General features: G+C 30.9%; 15 protein-coding genes. 10 read left to right on the forward strand and 5 right to left on the reverse strand.

The annotated features are described in order from the left end of the window. Positions 1–59 precede the first annotated feature (59 nt). The 4 genes from htpG (at position 60) to ACOSP6_RS15600 (ending at position 6,085) form a co-directional block, all read left to right on the forward strand. A complete protein-coding gene (htpG, locus tag ACOSP6_RS15585) occupies positions 60–1,946 on the forward strand; it encodes a molecular chaperone HtpG (RefSeq protein ID WP_422093794.1) in 1,887 nt (628 codons plus the stop codon). A 109-nt stretch (positions 1,947–2,055) separates the two neighbouring features. After that, a complete protein-coding gene (locus ACOSP6_RS15590) occupies positions 2,056–3,837 on the forward strand; it encodes a DUF885 domain-containing protein (RefSeq protein ID WP_422093793.1) in 1,782 nt (593 codons plus the stop codon). A gap of 123 nt (positions 3,838–3,960) precedes the next feature. Then, a complete protein-coding gene (locus ACOSP6_RS15595) occupies positions 3,961–4,827 on the forward strand; it encodes a hypothetical protein (RefSeq protein ID WP_422093792.1) in 867 nt (288 codons plus the stop codon). 85 nt (positions 4,828–4,912) lie between these two features. Then, positions 4,913–6,085: a nuclear transport factor 2 family protein gene (locus tag ACOSP6_RS15600; protein WP_422093791.1), complete on the forward strand. Its 1,173-nt coding sequence runs from the start codon at positions 4,913–4,915 to the stop codon at positions 6,083–6,085. 65 nt (positions 6,086–6,150) lie between these two features. Here the strand turns inward: ACOSP6_RS15600 and ACOSP6_RS15605 are convergent, their stop codons facing one another. Together ACOSP6_RS15605 and ACOSP6_RS15610 are read right to left on the reverse strand one after the other, a co-directional pair. Continuing rightward, positions 6,151–6,564 carry a hypothetical protein gene (locus tag ACOSP6_RS15605; protein ID WP_422093790.1) on the reverse strand — a complete coding sequence of 138 codons (414 nt, stop codon included), beginning with the start codon at positions 6,562–6,564 and terminating at the stop codon, positions 6,151–6,153. After that, the gene (locus tag ACOSP6_RS15610; RefSeq protein ID WP_422093789.1) at positions 6,551–7,135 is read right to left on the reverse strand and encodes an RNA polymerase sigma factor; all 585 of its coding nucleotides are present in this window, start codon (positions 7,133–7,135) and stop codon (positions 6,551–6,553) included. Before ACOSP6_RS15610 ends, ACOSP6_RS15605 begins: the two co-directional genes overlap by 14 nt. 138 nt (positions 7,136–7,273) lie before the next feature. Between ACOSP6_RS15610 and ACOSP6_RS15615 the strand changes: the two genes are divergently transcribed. The 6 genes from ACOSP6_RS15615 (at position 7,274) to ACOSP6_RS15640 (ending at position 14,665) form a co-directional block, all read left to right on the forward strand. Next, on the forward strand, positions 7,274–7,624 hold the full coding sequence (locus ACOSP6_RS15615; RefSeq protein WP_422093788.1) for a DUF6249 domain-containing protein: 351 nt from the start codon (positions 7,274–7,276) through the stop codon (positions 7,622–7,624). A 96-nt stretch (positions 7,625–7,720) separates the two neighbouring features. After that, positions 7,721–9,052: a hypothetical protein gene (locus ACOSP6_RS15620; RefSeq protein WP_422093787.1), complete on the forward strand. Its 1,332-nt coding sequence runs from the start codon at positions 7,721–7,723 to the stop codon at positions 9,050–9,052. 56 nt (positions 9,053–9,108) lie between these two features. Further along, positions 9,109–10,449: a M28 family peptidase gene (locus ACOSP6_RS15625; RefSeq protein ID WP_422093786.1), complete on the forward strand. Its 1,341-nt coding sequence runs from the start codon at positions 9,109–9,111 to the stop codon at positions 10,447–10,449. Between the two features lie 5 nt (positions 10,450–10,454). Continuing rightward, positions 10,455–11,021, forward strand: coding sequence for a YdeI/OmpD-associated family protein (locus ACOSP6_RS15630; protein ID WP_422093785.1), 567 nt, complete (start codon positions 10,455–10,457; stop codon positions 11,019–11,021). Between the two features lie 85 nt (positions 11,022–11,106). Next, positions 11,107–13,713 carry a zinc-dependent metalloprotease gene (locus ACOSP6_RS15635; RefSeq protein ID WP_422093784.1) on the forward strand — a complete coding sequence of 869 codons (2,607 nt, stop codon included), beginning with the start codon at positions 11,107–11,109 and terminating at the stop codon, positions 13,711–13,713. Positions 13,714–13,780: 67 nt separating this feature from the next. After that, a complete protein-coding gene (locus ACOSP6_RS15640; RefSeq protein ID WP_422093783.1) occupies positions 13,781–14,665 on the forward strand; it encodes a TIGR01777 family oxidoreductase in 885 nt (294 codons plus the stop codon). A gap of 54 nt (positions 14,666–14,719) precedes the next feature. On the opposite strand, the gene ACOSP6_RS15645 is transcribed toward ACOSP6_RS15640, so the two are convergent. The 3 genes from ACOSP6_RS15645 to ACOSP6_RS15655 all read right to left on the reverse strand — a co-directional run bounded on the left by ACOSP6_RS15645 (position 14,720) and on the right by ACOSP6_RS15655 (position 17,847). Next, positions 14,720–15,451, reverse strand: coding sequence for a hypothetical protein (locus ACOSP6_RS15645; protein ID WP_422093782.1), 732 nt, complete (start codon positions 15,449–15,451; stop codon positions 14,720–14,722). Positions 15,452–15,542: 91 nt separating this feature from the next. Next, a complete protein-coding gene (locus ACOSP6_RS15650; protein ID WP_422093781.1) occupies positions 15,543–16,853 on the reverse strand; it encodes a dihydrolipoamide acetyltransferase family protein in 1,311 nt (436 codons plus the stop codon). 247 nt (positions 16,854–17,100) lie between these two features. Further along, positions 17,101–17,847 carry a dienelactone hydrolase family protein gene (locus tag ACOSP6_RS15655; protein ID WP_422093780.1) on the reverse strand — a complete coding sequence of 249 codons (747 nt, stop codon included), beginning with the start codon at positions 17,845–17,847 and terminating at the stop codon, positions 17,101–17,103. Positions 17,848–18,002: the final 155 nt, after the last annotated feature.

Here is an 18,002-nt window from a genome sequence, read left to right on the forward strand (position 1 = left end):
GGTATTTTTTTTGACTAGTCAAGTGCGTAAACATTGACTAAAAATCAAAATATAATATTATGAGTAAAGGAAGTATTAATGTATCGGTAGAAAATATTTTTCCATTAATTAAAAAATTCTTGTATTCCGATCACGAAATATTTCTTCGTGAGTTAATTTCAAATGCTACGGACGCTACAACTAAATTGAAGCACTTAATTTCTATCGGAGAAGCCAATGTAGAATATGGTAATCCTCAAATAGAAATTAAAATTGACAAAGAAAACAAAACACTTCATATTACAGACCAAGGTCTGGGTATGACAGCTGATGAAGTAGAAAAGTACATCAACCAAATTGCTTTTTCTGGAGCTGAAGAATTCTTAGAAAAATATAAGGACACTAATAACGAAACTGGCGTAATTGGTCACTTCGGATTAGGATTTTACTCAGCTTTTATGGTTGCCGATAAAGTTGAAATTATCACAAAATCATATAAAGAGGAACCAGCTGCTCATTGGACTTGTGATGGTTCTCCTGAATATACTTTAGAAGCGCACGATAAAACAGAGAGAGGAACTGAAATTATTTTACATATTTCAGAAGATGAAAAAGATTTCCTAGAAGAGTCTAAAATCTCTGGGTTATTAACTAAATACAATCGTTTCAATCAAATTCCTATTAAATTCGGAACGAAAACGGAAACGTTACCTCTTTCTGAAGATGCAGTTGAAGATGCAAAACCAGAAACTAAAGAAGTAGATAATATAATTAATAATACTACTCCAGCTTGGACTAAAAAACCAGCTGATTTAGAAGCTGAAGATTATAAAATGTTCTACAGAGAATTGTATCCAATGCAATTTGAGGAGCCTTTATTCCATATCCATTTAAATGTTGACTATCCATTTAACTTAACTGGGATTTTATATTTCCCTCGTTTAACGCAAAATATGGATATCCAAAAGGATAAAATTCAATTATACCAAAACCAAGTATTCGTTACTGACAACGTAGAAGGAATCGTTCCTGATTTCTTACAAATGCTAAAAGGTGTAATTGATTCTCCAGATATTCCTTTAAACGTTTCTCGTTCGTATTTACAGGCTGATGGAGCTGTGAAGAAAATCTCAGGTTATATCACTAAAAAAGTAGCAGATAAACTTTCTTCTTTGTTCAAAAAAGATCGTGAAGATTTTGAGCAAAAATGGAATGATATCAAAGTTATTATTGAATATGGAATGTTATCTGAAGAGAAATTCTTCGATAAAGCTAAAAAGTTCGCTTTATATCCTACTGTAAATGATACGTTCTTTACGTTTGATGAACTAGTTGAAAAAACAAAAGATGCTCAGACAGATAAAGATGGAAATCATGTAATTCTTTATGCAGCAAACAAAGATGCACAACACAGTTACATTGAAGAAGCTAAAGCAAAAGGATATGAAGTATTGTTGCTAGATTCTCCTATTGTTCCGCATTTAATGCAAAAGTTAGAAATGGAATCTGGTGATGCTAAAGTCCAGTTTAAACGTGTTGATGCTGATCATATTGATAATTTAATTAAGAAAGACGACACTGTAATTTCTAAACTTTCTGACGAAGAAAAAGAGAAATTAAAGCCTGTTATTGAGGGAGCTGTAAACAACTCTAGCTATACGGTGCAACTAGAAGCTATGGATTCTTCTAGTTCTCCATTTTTAATTACCGTTCCTGAATTTATGCGTAGAATGAAAGAAATGCAAGCTACTGGTGGCGGAATGATGGGAATGGGTAATATGCCAGAAATGTACAATCTTGTTGTAAATACAAATCACGAATTAGTTTCTGATATTTTAAATGCTGATGAAGACAAACAAAAGCAATTAATTTCTCAAGCTTTTGATTTAGCGAAATTATCTCAGAATTTATTACACGGTGAAGAGTTAACAAACTTCATTAAACGTTCTTATGATTTGATTAAATAATAAGTTTATAAAATATTTTATAAAACCTCTTTGTGAAAACAGAGAGGTTTTAGTTTTTACATACCACGAGGTTCTTTTTGGTATATTTGCTTAAAATCAATAAAAACATATGAAAAAAATCTTTTTAACTATTGTAGCTGCAGCTACATTATTAACTTCTTGTAAAAAAGAAGAACCTAAAAAAGAAGTTGAAACCAATCAAGAATTTGAAAAGTTATTGGTCGATTATAACGAAGGAAAACTTAAACTAAATCCTTTAAACGCAACTTTTGCAGGTGATAATCGATTTAACGATCAGTTTCCAAACTTTTTGTCTGATGAATACACATTAGAATCAAAGGATTTTTTCACAAACTATAAAGCTAAACTTGAAAATTTCTCTGATGACCAGTTAACTGAAAGTCAGCAAATGAGTAAAGCTGTTTTAGCTTGGGACTGCGATATGGCATTGGCGCAAGGAAGTTTTAAAAACGATCAGTTATTGCCAATCAACCAAATGTGGACTTTAAACTTGACTATGGGACAATTAGCAAGTGGAAGTAGCGCACAACCTTTTAATACAGTAAAAGATTATGAAAACTGGTTAAGTAGATTAGATAAATTTAATACTTGGTTACAGTCAGCTAAATCAAGAATGGAACAAGGAATAAAAGAAGGTTATGTATTACCTAAATCTTTAATTAAAAAAGTAATTCCACAGTTTCAAGGATTAGCTGAAACTAAATTGGAAGATCATTTATTCTTTTCGCCAGTGAAAAAGTTTCCAGCAGATTTTTCTGATGTTGATAAAAAAGAGTTAGTTCAGAAATACACAGCAATTCTAGACAATAAGCTAATTCCTTCTTTCAAGGATTTATACGAATTTTTAAAGTCTGATTACTTAGAAGCAGGATTAGAAGCTAGTGGTATAGATGCAATTCCTCAAGGAAAAGAATACTACCAGCATGCTATTAAGAATTATACTACAACAAATATGACTGCAGATGAAATTCACGAACTAGGATTAAAAGAAGTCGCTCGTATTTTATCTGAAATGGAAAAAGTAAAAAAAGAAGTTGGCTTTGAAGGTGATTTAAAAGCGTTCTTTGATTTCGTTAGAAATAACAAAGATTTAATGCCATATTCTGAACCTCAGCAAATCATTGATAACTTCAATGCTATTCACGAAAAAATGAAACCACAATTAGAAAAGTTATTTGGTAATAAGCCAAAAACTCCTTTTGTGGTTAAGCAAACTGAAAAATTTAGAGAAGCTTCTGCCAGTGCAGAATATAATCCTGGTTCTTTAGACGGAACTCGTCCAGGTGTATTCTACACTCCTATTCCAGATGCAACAAAATACAATGTTTTCTCGGACGAAGCATTATTTTTACATGAAGCAATTCCTGGACATCATTATCAAATTTCTTTAACTCAAGAAAACAACAATTTACCAGGCTTTAGAAAAACTCTTTGGTACAGTGCTTATGGTGAAGGTTGGGCTTTATATACAGAAAACTTAGGGAAAGAATTAGGTTTATATACTGATCCTTATCAATACTTTGGTATGTTAGGAATGGAGATGCACCGTGCAATTCGTTTGGTTGTTGATACAGGAATGCACGCAAAAGGCTGGAGTCGTGAAAAAGCTATTCAGTATTCATTAGATAATGAAGCAGAAAGCGAAGCTAGCATTATTTCAGAAATTGAGCGTTATATGGCTAATCCTGGTCAGGCTTTATCTTATAAAATTGGACAGTTGAAAATTAGAGAACTTCGTAAAAAAGCGAAAGACGCCTTAGCTGATAAATTTGATATCCGTGAATTTCATAATCAAGTATTAGAAACAGGTTGTATTCCTTTAGCTTTACTTGAAAACAAAATCGATAAATGGATTGCCGATAATAAATAATCGTAATCTACTTTAGAAATCAAAAGTCGACATTCATAAATTGAATTAAAGACTTCAGCAAAATTTCAATATTGCATTAACTCAATCAAATCATATTTGTAGTGTTAATGCAATATTTTTATTATGAAAACTACTATTAAACTACTTTCTTATATCTTATTACTTGTCGTTTCTGTGGCTTGTAGTGAAAACGAAGCAGAGGAAAATTTAGAAAATGAAATTCCTATTGATGATGTAATCATTGATAAGAAATTACAATCAAGCGAAAGAATTGCACGTGGAAGAATAAGACGAATTCGTCTGAGAAAAATGAGAGTAAATCAACGATTAGATTTGGGATATCAAATTATCACAGACATTCCTAACAATGAAAACACCGCTGAAGTTGCTTCAATCGATATGAAAATTAGTTACGGAGACACAAAAAATGCAACTACCATTTTTGTAAAACAAACTTCTAAAAACAATCAAAAAGGAAAAGTAAGAAAATACATTAGTGAGGAATTCGATTTACCTTTTTCATTTTTAGGTAAAACTATCACGGTTACATCTATTGATAGAGACATCAAAGGAAATCAAATAGGAAAACCTTACACTGAAAAAATAGAAGTTAATGGAACACCAGTAAATGAATTTGTAAGTATTACTCAACCTGAGTTAAAATTTAACAAAGACGGCGAAAACTTTACAATGAAAGTTGCCTTAAAAGGAGACCCAAAATATCCTTATTTAAAACTAGAAATGAAGGAAATTATGATTTCATCTAAAGTGATTCCTGATGATGGAGGTTCTGAAACTGAAGAAGCTGAAATTAGATTGACTTACCAAGGACAAAATGAAGATGGTTTGTTCATATTTGAAAATAACGAAGTAAGATTTATCGAAAGTGATAATGTTGTGGATATGGAATACGTAATCACTACTACCCTTTCAAAAATTGATGGCGAGGAGTTGGACTATGCAGAATTCAGAATTACAGGCTTAGAGTAAAAAACTAAAGACATAATTTTATAAACCACTTTGTTAATCTGCAAAGTGGTTTTTTTGTACTTTTAATTCGACCAAATAATTCATAATGAAAAAAATTATAGGACTTTTATTACTGCCCGCTATATCTTGGGGTCAAGCCAATACTGAAATCCATTTGTTTGATATTACATCCAAAAATGGAAAATTCGAAGTAGTCAATGGAAAAAACATCTCAAATAATGAAGGTTATGATAGTCAACCTCATTTTTATAATGATAACTTAGTTTTATTTGCCTCTTCAAGAAATGGACAAACCGATATTGCCAAGTATACTATTGAAAACGACAAATTATATTATATAAGTAACACTCCACAAGGTGGTGAATATTCTCCTCAAAAAATTCCAAATTCTAAAAATGTATCTGCTGTTAGATTAGATAACGATGGAAAACAACGTTTTTATGAGTATGATTTTAAAACAGGAAAAAATATTGAATTGATAAAGGATGTAGTAGTGGCATATCCTATGTGGTATGATAAAAATACCGTTATAAGCTCTGCAATAGTAAATGATAGTTTACACTTATTTATTAGTGATCTAAAACGAAAAACTAACACATTAATCACTAAAGAAGTTGGACGCTCTTTTCATAAAATTCCAAATTCAAATTTAGTGAGTTTTATGAAAAAAAACGGAAAAGACTGGGAGGTTTGGTCGTTAAATCCAACTTCCAAAGAAATTAAATTCATTACAAAAACCGGAAGTGTTCAAGATATTTGTTGGTTACCTAATGGAAGCATTTTAATTCCCGACAAAAATGCTATATATCAATTCAACCCTACAAAAGATAAAAATTGGTCTTTATTTCATCGGTTTAAAGATGAAAACATCAATAATATATCTAGAATAACTGTAAATAGTAATTCTACAAAACTAGCGATTACAGCAGAAGTTTCACCTAGACTTTTAGCGGAAGAACAATTACAAGGTTATAATAATAGAGACATAGAAGCTTTTTTAAAACCGTATGCTAAAAATGTAAAAGTGTACACTTTTCCTAATAAATTGAATTATGAAGGTGTTGATGAAATGCGAAAGCGCTATGCTTCATTTTTTGAAAGAACACCTGATTTACATTGCAAAATAGTAAGTAGAATTGTAAAAGGTAATAGAGTAATTGACGAAGAATTAGTAACTGTCAACGGAAATAGTTTTAAAGCTGTTGCTATTTATGAAATTACAAACGGAAAAATAAGTAGTGTATACTTTTTAAGATAAAGCAAAAAGCACCAAAGCCATTTAAGTTTTGGTGCTTTTTAAAATTATATAATTATTCCTATTACTTAAGAATTCAACCTCTTATCAAATCTTGTTTTAAATAAATATATCTGTATAAATATTAATAGTGTGAAGAAAAAACAAGCCGTCAGCATCGTATTTGAAACAGAGATATTTTGAAACAAATCGGGAAATTCAAACTTTGGATTGTATTTAAACCTTTCGGGCATTTTCCATGTTGCTAAAATCGATTTACCCTTTGAAACGTAAAAAATACAAATAGTTAATATTGAAAAAAGTAAAACCCAAACCTTTTTAGATATCAATGGAGTAGGTTTAAAAACTAAACTTTTATCAGTTTGACCGATTATGTCCATAACGCTAGAAGTAAAATCTAATGAAGGTGATTCTTGTTCTACGTCTTTAATGTACTTTTTTGCAAACGCATCTAACTCTTCAATATGCTTATTTTCTCCCATAATGATTAATTAATTCAGGTTCTACATTCTTTTCTACTATACTTAATAATCTTTTTCTCGCTCGATGCAATTTTACTTTTAAATTTGATTCCGAAAAATCTGTAATTTCGATTATTTCTTTCAAACTTAACTCATCGTAATAGAACATCCATAAAATTGTTCGTTCCTCTTCAGGTAATTTATCTAGACAGGTCTTCATTAAAATAGCCCTTTCTTTTCTTGAAATATCCTCCAAGATATTGTCTGTACTATTAATTTGGTTAATTGTAATCTCATCAATTGTATCACTTCTATACTTCTCTTTATTCAATTTTAAAGAATCTAAACAATTACGGTACGCAATTCTATATAACCAAGTGGAAAACTTTGAATCTCCTTTAAACTTCGATAAGTTTTTAAAAGCTTTTATAAAAGTATCTTGAGACACTTCCTCCGCTTCTTCTCTACTCTTCAACATCTTCATTGCCAAACTAAACACCATTACCTTATACTTTTCAACCAAATAAGAGAAAGCATTAGTATCGCCTTTAATAGTTTTTTCTATGTAAGTTTGATCGTTGATAGTTGTCATTTTATACTATGACAGCATATTCTTTTAAAAGGTTACAAAAAAGTCTAAAAAATATTTTTTCAAAAAAATTGTAACCTTTTTCAAAAGCTGTCTGTCATACTTGCAAACACATTAAAAATAATATTAAAAAACAATAATATGGAAGTAGCAATTGTATTTATGTTCTTATTCGCAGTAATTTTCGGAATTTTTTACCTTTTTTATTCAACTAGAAATAAAGAGAGATTAGCTTTAATAGAAAAGGGAGTTGATGCGAAAATTTTTATGCAGGGAGAGAAAAAGAAATCAACCTTAACTGGAAGAATGATTGTTCTTAATTTTTCATTACTATTAATGGGAATTGGTTTAGGTGTATTCTTAGCACTATTACTAACGACCTATACAAGATTAGATGAAGAAGCTGTTTATCCTGCTATGATATTTTTAGTTGGAGGTTTAGGATTATTCTCTGGATTCTTTCTTACCAAAAAGTTAGAACAAGAAAACTAAATTTTTTATCAATATAGATTTAAAACCACTTCCTTTAAGAAGTGGTTTTCTTATTTTTGAAAAAAACTCAGTACTTTTAATCAAACTTAATATTTCATGAGCGATAATTTCAAGAATAAAAAATTTCAAGAATTATTAGATCGTTTACAACAGGATAGTTGGCAATTAGAACTCATTATTTCGGGTTTCGCGATTTTTGGTTTGTTTACAGCCCTACCTGAAATAAAATTGTCATTAAGTATATCTGAAAATGAAAAACAGATTATCAATTTTGTTATTTCTATTGTAGCTCTTATAGCTTGTTATATTCTTATTTTTAACCTTCTATTTCACGTAACTTTGAGAGGGTTATGGATTGGAGCACTTGGACTTCGCTATGTTTCTGGTGATATTGATTTTGAAACACTTAATTATCATGATCGATTTAAAAACTTCTTGAAAAAAAAGATAGTTTCATTTGATAAATACGTGGCTATTTTAGAAAACTATTGTAGTGTTCTATTCGCTGTTTCTTTTTTACTAATTTTTTATGTTATTTCAATAACGATAATTATAGTCGTTACAATCTCTACGATTGCGTTCTTTATTGAGAACGAAAGCATTCCAAAAACGCTTAGAATAGTACTTGGAACTGTAATTATTTTCACCCTAGTATTTGGATCTTTCCTAGTTTTCATCGACTTTGTTACACAAGGTTATTTAAAAAAGAAAAAGTGGTTATCTAAAATATACTTTCCGTTTTATTGGATTTTCAGCTTTATTACATTGTCTTTCTTATACCGACCTTTAGTTTATAACTTCTTAGATAATAAGTTTACTAAAAGAATCAGTTTTCTATTAATTCCTGTTTATATACTTATTACTTTTATAAGTTCTGTGAAATATCAAACATCTAATTATCTTGATAAAACAAAATTGAACTCCAATATTTATTTAAGTAATAAAGTATATGAAGACTTATTAATAAAGGATGAGGATTTGGTTAAAGATGCAAGTATTCAATCTAAGGTTATTACTGGTCCTTATATTAATCTTTTCAAAGTTTTTAGTGAAAATGTTGAAAACAGAATTTACAATTATCATCCATCGTTAAAACCTGAACAAGATAACAGGGGTTTTAGTACAGGTATAAATTTTACCTCCAGTGGAAGTTATAGAATGCCTTCAAAAAAGAGAGATAGTTTATCTCGGAAATATGTTGAGGTTGTGAATGAAATGTATGAAATACAAATAGATTCTACAAAATTTGATGCTGAATTTTTAATTGGGAAGAACAAGAAAAACCAGACAGGTTTTCAAACTTTTATCCCAACAAAAAACCTTGAAGACGGTAAGCATACTTTGAAATTAAAAAGGAAGTTCATTCGCAAAAAAGATACATTTAAAAAAATAGATATTACAATTCCGTTTTGGTACTTTAAAGATTAACTTTGAAAAGTACTTGAATTAATTCCATCATAATAACATCAATCAAATTCTTCCATATGAAACCTTTTAATATTTTTTCGCTTTTCATTTCGATTACATTTGCATTAAACAGTTTCGGACAAACCGATCCTAAAATCTATGATATAATAGATGGCATTTCTGCAAACAGAATTGAAAAAGACATAACTAAACTTGCTAATTTTGGAACTCGTCACACATTAAGTGACACGATATCAAATACAAGAGGTATTGGGGCAGCAAGACGCTGGATTAAAAAAGAGTTTGAGCAAATATCAAAAGAATGTGGTAATTGTCTAGAGGTTTTTTATCAAAAGGATTTAGTAAAGAAAGGTGCAAATCAGCGTATTACTAAAGATGTTTGGGTGGTAAATATTGTTGCTATTCAGCGAGGAACAAAAAATCCTAATAGCTTTATTATTATGAGTGGAGATATTGATTCAAGAATATCTGACCCAAATGATTTTACAAATGATGCTCCTGGAGCAAATGATAATGCAACAGGAATGGCTGGTTCTCTTGAAGCAGCTAGAGTTTTAAGTAAATATAAATTTGACAACAGTATAATTTACGTTGGTTTATCAGGTGAAGAACAAGGATTATTTGGAGGAAAAGGTTTAGCTAATTATGCTAAAGAAAAAGGCTGGAACATTATTGGAATCATGAATAACGACATGATTGGAAATATCAAAGGAGTTGATGGAGTTATTGATAATAGAACTTTTCGAATTTTTTCTGAGCCAGTTCCTCCAATAGAAACAGAAAGACAACGCAGGGCAAGACGTTTTTATGGTGGTGAAGTAGATGGTATTTCTCGACAATTAGCTCGTTATATTCATAAAACTACCCAAACATACATGCCTGAAATGAATCCGAAAATGATTTACAGATTAGACCGTTTTGGTCGTGGTGGTCATCATCGCCCTTTTAATGATGCTGGTTTTGCGGGAATTAGAATTATGGAAGCACATGAAAATTATACGCAACAGCACCAAGATATTAGAACTGAAAATGGCATTGAGTATGGTGATAAATTAAAATTTGTAAATTTTGATTATGCAAAAAAATTAACGGCTGTTAATGCTATTAACCTAGCAAGTATTGCCTCTGCTCCTTTGGCTCCAAAAAATGTTGGCATAGGCGGAATAGTTGAAGCTTCAGCTAAATTTTCATGGGATAAAGTTGATGGAGCAAAAGGGTATAAGATTTACTGGCGCGACACAACTTCACCTACATGGGATCACTTTAAATATGTTGAAAATGTAACTGAATTTACTTTAGATGGTATTGTAATAGATAATTTTTTCTTCGGAGTCAGTGCTGTTGGTGAAGATGGACATGAAAGTATTGTTAGTTTTCCTTCCAAAATTATTAGATAATTATATTGGACAAACCAACCCTATATTTTGAAAGAGATGTTGAATGGTATGATTGGTTAATTTCTAATCATGAAAAATATAATGGAGTTTATTTAATTTTTTATAAAAAAGAAATCAATATTCCATCTATGACTTGGGCTGAAGCGGTAAAAGTTGCTTTATGCTTTGGATGGATTGACTCTACTGTTAAAAGTTTGGGAAATGGTAAACGACAGCAATATTTTTGCCCAAGAAATCCCAAAAGCGCATGGAGTAAACTAAATAAAACTTACATTGACGAACTACTTTCTCAAAATTTAATACAAGAAAGTGGTTTGAAAGCCATTTCAAACGCAAAAGAAAACGGTAGTTGGTCTGAATTGGATGATGTAGAAAATTTAGTTATTCCAAAAGATTTACAATTAGAATTTAATAAAAATCCAGAGGCATTTAATAATTACAAAAATTTTGCTCCAACTTACCGCAAAAGTTACTTGTATTGGTTGCATAGTGCCAAAAGAGAAGCTACACGAACGAAAAGAATTAATGAAATAATTCTTCTTTGTAAAGCAAATAAAAAGATGCGCGACTAAATTTATTTATAGAAACGTTAACATCTTCCCTAACAAAATCTTAATAAATTCACACTTTATTAATCAATAACTAAAATTTGTGAACATGTTTACCTACAGACCAAGAGTGGTTTTAACAACGTTCTTGGCGCTTTTTATGTTGAGTATTACAGATATAAATGCGCAAAGAAGAAAAAAGAAGAAAGACAAAGACAGCAAGGCTAAAACTGAAATGCCTAAGAAGAAAGAAAAGCCTAAAAAAACTATTGCTGATTTAACTAAAAAAAGTAATAAAATTGAGGGGCTTTTTACTATTTACCAAGACTCTATTTCAGGAGACGTAAAATTATTAGTAAAAAAAGATCAGTTGAATAAAGACTTCATTTACTTTTCTCAAATCGCCGATGGTGTAACAGAAGCGAATGCATTTAGAGGTTCTTATAGAGGTTCAACTGTATTTCACATTAACAAGCATTTTAATAAAATAGAATTCGTTGCTCCAAATACTTCTTTTTATTTTGATAAAAACAATGCAATCTCAAGATCTGCGGAGGCAAACACAAGTGATGCATTAATTGAAAGTTCAAAAATTTTGGCTACTGACGAAGAAAAAGGTGAATATTTGATAGATGCCAACGGTTTATTTTTATCAGAAGCACTTACAAGAGTAAAACAACCAAGTTTTCCTGGAAGGTCTCCTTTTGCTTTTAAATTGGGACGATTTGACAAAAAGAAATCAAAAATTAACAGTATAAAGAACTACCCAGAGAATACAAATATTAAAACGGAATATGTATTTAATAATCCAACTATTTTAGGAGGTGGTTCTAGAGCTATTAAAGATGGTAGATATGTTTCTATTAAGGTGTTCCATACATTCATGAATATGCCAGAAAACGGCTATGAAGTTCGCTTTGATGACCCTAGAGTTGGTTTCTTTACTACTCAAGTAAACGATATGACGAGTACTGAAACTATTAATTATAGAGATTTAGTTCATAGATGGAGATTAGTAAAAAAAGATCCTTCTGCTGCTGTATCTGAACCTGTTACTCCAATAACTTGGTGGATTGAGAACTCTACACCACTTGAATGGAGACAAATTATAACAGAGGGAGTTTTAGCATGGAATGAGGCATTTGAAAAAGCTGGATTTAAAAACGCAATGGTAGTAAAAGTACAACCGGATGATGCCGATTGGGACGCTGGTGATGTCCGTTACAATGTATTACGTTGGACTTCTTCTCCTAATCCTCCTTTCGGTGGTTACGGCCCAAGTTTTGTAAATCCTAGAACAGGGGAAATTTTAGGTGCAGATATTATGTTAGAATATGTGCATTTTACAAATAGAGTAAAACTGGATAGAATAATTAGCAGTGTTTCTAGTTTTGAAAATGAAGAAGAGACAATGAAGCATGCTTTCTTAAATCAAGACAATCATTTATTTTGCTCTGCTGGACATTTAATGCATGAAAACACAATGTTCGGAAAAACTGTTTTGGCAGCAACTGGAGCTACTGATATGGAAATGGAAGGAATGAAGAAAGAAGCGATGAAATCATTGATTATGCACGAAGTTGGACATACTTTAGGTTTAAATCACAACATGAAAGCAAGTCAATTATTTAGTCCTGCTGAATTAGCCGATGCAAACTTAATCAAAGGAAAATGTTTAACCGGTTCTGTAATGGATTATGCAGGAATAAACTTAACATTAGATAGAACTAAGCAAGGTCAATATTACGACATGGCTGTTGGACCTTATGATATTTGGGCTATTCAGTTCGGATATACTCCTTTTAACAATAAATCTGAAATGGATGCTCTATTGGCTCAATCTACAAAACCAGAATTAATTTTCGGTAATGATGCTGATGACATGCGTTCTCCTGGTAAAGCAATAGATCCTAGAGTAATGACTGGTGATTTATCCAATGATCAAATCGGATATTCAATCGATAGATTCAAATTGGTGAATAACATGATGAGAAAATTAAAATCTAGTTTAACTAGAAATGGTGAATCCTATGAAGAATTACGCAATGCATATTATGTTTTAAACGGACAATCAGCAAGAGCTGGAGATGTGATATCTAGATTTATTGGTGGTGTTTATGTAGATAGAGCAATGCAAGGACAACAGGGAGAAACACAGCCTTATACTCCTGTGAGTTACACAGATCAAAAAAGAGCTATGAATGCCTTAAAAACGTATGTTTTTGCTCCAAATGCTTTTAAAGCTCCGAAAGACTTATACAATTATTTAGCGAGACAAAGAAGAGGATATAACTTCTTCGGAGGTCCAGAAGATCCAAAGATTCATGCTCAGGTTTTAGGATATCAAAGAAGAGTATTACGTCATATTTTGCATCCTAATACATTACAAAGAATTTCTGACTCTGAATTATATGGAAATAAGTATAAATTATCAGAATTTATGACCGATTTAAATAATGCTATTTTCAAAAATGACATTTATAGTTCTGTAAACTCTTTCCGCCAAAACTTACAAACGGAATACACAAAAATGCTTTTAAGCATGGTTGATGGTAAAGGAAAAAACAGATTCACCAATGCTTCTAAAGCTATGGCATTGTATAATCTTAAAAAGATTAAAACTTGGGTTAGCAATGGAACTGGTGATGTTATGACAAAAGCACATAAAAACCAATTAAAAACTTTAATCACAAACACTTTAAAGGATGTGAAATAAGTTTTTTTACTATAAATAACTCGAAAACCGTAACAACATTTCGTTACGGTTTTTTTATTTTTATACTATGGCTATAATTTTACTTACTGGAGGTACTGGTCTTATTGGTCAAACCTTAGAAAAACAATTACAGAAAAACAATCATAAAGTTAGAATTTTGACCCGAACCCCTAAATTAAAGAATCATTTTAAGTGGGATATTAAAGCTGGTTTTATAGATAAAAAAGCTTTTGAAAATCTAGATTTCATCATTCATTTAGCGGGAGCAGGAATAGCTGATAAACGATGGACTGATGAAAGAAAAAAAGTATTAATTAACAGTAGAGTTGATTCTTCAAACTTATTATTTTCTAAGATTAAAGAATTAAAAGTTCCTTTAAAGGGATTTATTAGTGCTTCTGGTATTGGTTATTATGGAGCTTTAACTTCTTCAAAAATTTACACTGAAGAAGATGAACCTGCTAATGATTTCATCTCTAAAATATGTATTGAGTGGGAGGCTTCCGCTCAACAGTTTAATAAACTTAACGTTCCGGTTACTATTTTAAGAACTGGTGTTGTTTTAAGTAAGGATGGCGGCGCTTTAAAAAAGATGAATACTCCTTTATTTTTATCAGCATTAGGGAGTGGTAAACAATTTGTTCCTTGGATTCATATTACAGATTTATGTAATTTATATGTTAAAGCTATTGAAGACGATAGTTTTACGGGTATCTACAATGCTGTTGCTCCAGAACATAAAACAAATAAAGATTTTACTAAAGTTTTAGGAAAGGTTGTAAAAAAACCGGTACTTCCTATCAATGCTCCTAGTATTATTTTGAAATTAGTTTTAGGCGAATTGGCTGCCATTGTATTGGAAGGCAGCAGAATTTCTTCAGAAAAGTTAAAACCTATTTATAATTTTGAATTTTCCGAACTTAAGAATGCTTTAAAGGAAATTTACAACTAAAAAAAGGATCTAGTTAATCTAGATCCTTTTTTTAGTTATGTTCTTTTCTTAAAGTTAAATCTTGCTGACTTTAATATCTGTAGTGCTCTTCATTTTCTGACCCATTGTCTCAAACTCCATGTTTAACTTTGTATTAGTAGTCACTCCCGTTTTTCTATCAATACTTAGAGAACCCCAAATTTTAGCATCTGGTAAAGACGACATTTTTCCCTTAATTGAGGCTTTAACTTCAGATTTTGTAATCACAGTTATCGTATATGTTAACTCCATTTCAACATTATTACTTTTTTGAGTTTTCACCCAAGAGTAACCTACACTAACAGCTTCTTCAGGAAAAACAACAGCATTCATTTGATCCTGCATTTTTAAAGCTCCTTCATTTTTTGGCTCTAGTTTAATTATTTTTGATTTCCCTAAATCATCAATATTAACATAAAACGTGGTTTTCAACATTGGAGACATTGTTGCTGCAAATTGTTTCGCCATAGGGGTTAACTCAGCCTCATTCATGTTTGAATTATAACTTACTTTTTGACCACCTTGATCTACATCAGTCGCCACATAGACAAAATTTGATTTTGTGTCATGAGAATTCCCTTTTTTCTCACCTACCAACATATTCATTTTCATCTCAACATCCATCTTCATTAATCCCATATCTTGATTAAGAACTAGATGTGTTTGATAGGTATCTCCTTTTTTATATTTTACTCTTAATTTTACTTTTTCTTGTCCATATGTAATTGTTGAAGCCAACAATAATAATGCAATTGCTATTTTTTTCATCTTTATTAATTTAAGTTCTGACAAATATAAAACAAAAGGCTCAAGATTTACTTGAGCCTTTTTATATTCTATATCTTAATCTTATTCAAGATTAAAAATCTTGATTTACATCCCAAGCTTCAATAATATCTTTAAACGTTTTAATAAACATTCCTCCTAAGGCTCCGTTTACAACTCTATGATCATAAGAGTGAGAAACAATCATTTTGTGACGGATTCCTATTAAATCACCTTCAGGAGTTTCAATAACTGCAGGCTTTTTAATTATAGCTCCTAAAGCTAAAATTGCCACCTGAGGCTGATTAATAATTGGAGTACCTGTAATACTACCAAAACTACCAACATTTGTTACTGTGTAAGTCCCGTCTTGAATTTCATCCGGCTTTAGCTTATTTGCTCTAGCTCTTTGAGCTAAATCATTAACTTGCTTAGTCATACCTACTAAACTTAATTGATCAGCATTTTTTATTACCGGTACAATTAAATTTCCATCAGGTAAAGCCGCGGCCATTCCTAAATTTATATTTCCTCTTTTAATTATTTTATCTCCATCAACAGAAATATTGATTAATGGATGTTTTTTAATAGTTTGAGCAACAGCCTGCATAAAGATTGGAGTAAAAGTTAATTTATCACCTTCTCTTTGTTGGAAACCATTTTTAACCTTGTTTCTCCAGTTTACAACATTTGTAACATCAACCTCAATAAACGATTGAACATGAGCCGAAGTTTGAACAGAAGCAACCATATGTTTAGAAATCAGTTTACCCATTCTACTCATTTCAATGATTTCATCTTTTCCTGATATAGAAACCGGAGCTGATTCAACTTTTTTAGGTTTTTCAAGATTCGCCTGAACAGGTGTACTAGCTGGTTTAGTTTCCTTTCCTCTATTTTCTAAATATTCTAAAATATCACTTTTAGTTACTCTACCCTCTTTACCTGTTCCTTTTATATTTTCAAGCTCTTCAACAGAAATTCCTTCTGTTTTTGCAATACTCTTTACTAACGGTGAATAAAAACGATCACTTCCTGAAGTATCTAATGCTGTTACTGTTTCTTTAACTTCTGCAATAGAATTTTCAATTTCTTTAGCAGCAGCTGGTGTTTCAACCGAAACTTCCTTTACTGTCTCTTGAGATGCTGTTGCACCCTCTTCTCCTTCAGTTTCGATAATAGCGATTGTTTGACCAACTTGCACTACATCATCTTTTTGAAATAAAATCTCAACAAGTTTTCCTTCAACCTCACTAGGTACTTCACTATCTACTTTATCGGTAGCTACTTCCACAACGGTATCATCCATTTCAACCATATCCCCTACTTCTTTAATCCAAGAAGTAATCGTTGCTTCTGCAACGCTCTCACCCATTTTAGGAAGTTTTAATTCAAATCTTGCCATAATACTGATTGATTTCTTTTGTTGTGCAAAAATAGTAAATTTAATTCATTTATTTATTATGAAATCAATCGTGAAATTATGTTTTTTTTACGAAAACCGCAAAAAACACTATTTAGAGCATGGTTTTTTTATGTATTGCTCAAGAAAAACTCATTTTTTAATCACTTAAAATACAACTATTTGCGTGCATCTAGATTGTTTATCTCATTCATCTTTAGAATATTATTGAAATCTTTTTAAACTAAAGCTAATTTAAATCTACCCAAGTCATGAACTCCAGAAAGACATCATTCCATCTTCTAATAATTTTTCCATCTTTTGATTTTTCATTAAAACTATGATCCAAATGAGGGTAAACTTTAAATGTTAAATTCTCTTTTTCTTTTCTAATAAACTCAACAGGAATCAAATATGTAGACTCTACAGGAACCGATGTATCTTTTGCTCCCATAGCAACAAACAAAGGAATATTAATCTTTAATAAATTCTCAAGTGGCGGCTCGGAAAAGTTCGCCCATCTTTTATATGGATGTCCATACCAAATTTTATCCGTAGCATTTGAGTTACTCATAATGTCACTATACTTTTCTAATAGAACATTAATTTCTTCTATTCCTTCTTCTTCTATTAATTTTCCCTCTAAAACTTCCTTTCTAATAAACAATGGAAAATCATAAAGTTGTGAATTTCCACTACCTGACCAAAATCCAATATGGGTAATTTGCTTGTTTATAGTTCCCAATTTGGCTACTACATCACTTCCTTCAGAATGACCTATCACTACAATTTTCTTTGGATTAGTTATATGTTTCAAAGCGATATCATTAATTACTTTATCCACTTGTTGAGCTCTATAAGCCAAAGATAAATTATCAAAGTACTCCTCTGATGGTTCAAATTCATTTACTTGATCATAACAAAAATCAATTCCTTTTTTCGATATAATGACAAAGGCATAGTCATTTGGAATAGTATTAAATTCAAACGGAATCATTCTTGATTTAAATCTTTTACCGTCTTTTACAAAAAATTCATAAAACGGTTTAGCACTTGAACCATGAATAAAGACTAAAATATTTTTTTTACTCTTTATCCCTCTAGGAGCGTAAACGTGTTACTTAATAGTATCTTTTTGTTCAATCAGTTTGT

This window comes from Tenacibaculum sp. MEBiC06402 (assembly GCF_049239625.1).
GTDB lineage: Bacteria > Bacteroidota > Bacteroidia > Flavobacteriales > Flavobacteriaceae > Polaribacter.

Coding starts and splice junctions, on each gene's coding strand:
- ACOSP6_RS15610 (WP_422093789.1), bottom strand. CDS start 7,135: ATGACAACTATCAACGATCAAACTTACATAGAAAAAACTATTAAAGGC.
- htpG (WP_422093794.1), top strand. CDS start 60: ATGAGTAAAGGAAGTATTAATGTATCGGTAGAAAATATTTTTCCATTA.
- ACOSP6_RS15650 (WP_422093781.1), bottom strand. CDS start 16,853: ATGGCAAGATTTGAATTAAAACTTCCTAAAATGGGTGAGAGCGTTGCA.
- ACOSP6_RS15645 (WP_422093782.1), bottom strand. CDS start 15,451: ATGAAAAAAATAGCAATTGCATTATTATTGTTGGCTTCAACAATTACA.
- ACOSP6_RS15620 (WP_422093787.1), top strand. CDS start 7,721: ATGAGCGATAATTTCAAGAATAAAAAATTTCAAGAATTATTAGATCGT.
- ACOSP6_RS15635 (WP_422093784.1), top strand. CDS start 11,107: ATGTTTACCTACAGACCAAGAGTGGTTTTAACAACGTTCTTGGCGCTT.
- ACOSP6_RS15640 (WP_422093783.1), top strand. CDS start 13,781: ATGGCTATAATTTTACTTACTGGAGGTACTGGTCTTATTGGTCAAACC.
- ACOSP6_RS15625 (WP_422093786.1), top strand. CDS start 9,109: ATGAAACCTTTTAATATTTTTTCGCTTTTCATTTCGATTACATTTGCA.
- ACOSP6_RS15605 (WP_422093790.1), bottom strand. CDS start 6,564: ATGGGAGAAAATAAGCATATTGAAGAGTTAGATGCGTTTGCAAAAAAG.
- ACOSP6_RS15590 (WP_422093793.1), top strand. CDS start 2,056: ATGAAAAAAATCTTTTTAACTATTGTAGCTGCAGCTACATTATTAACT.
- ACOSP6_RS15595 (WP_422093792.1), top strand. CDS start 3,961: ATGAAAACTACTATTAAACTACTTTCTTATATCTTATTACTTGTCGTT.
- ACOSP6_RS15615 (WP_422093788.1), top strand. CDS start 7,274: ATGGAAGTAGCAATTGTATTTATGTTCTTATTCGCAGTAATTTTCGGA.
- ACOSP6_RS15600 (WP_422093791.1), top strand. CDS start 4,913: ATGAAAAAAATTATAGGACTTTTATTACTGCCCGCTATATCTTGGGGT.
- ACOSP6_RS15655 (WP_422093780.1), bottom strand. CDS start 17,847: ATGATTCCGTTTGAATTTAATACTATTCCAAATGACTATGCCTTTGTC.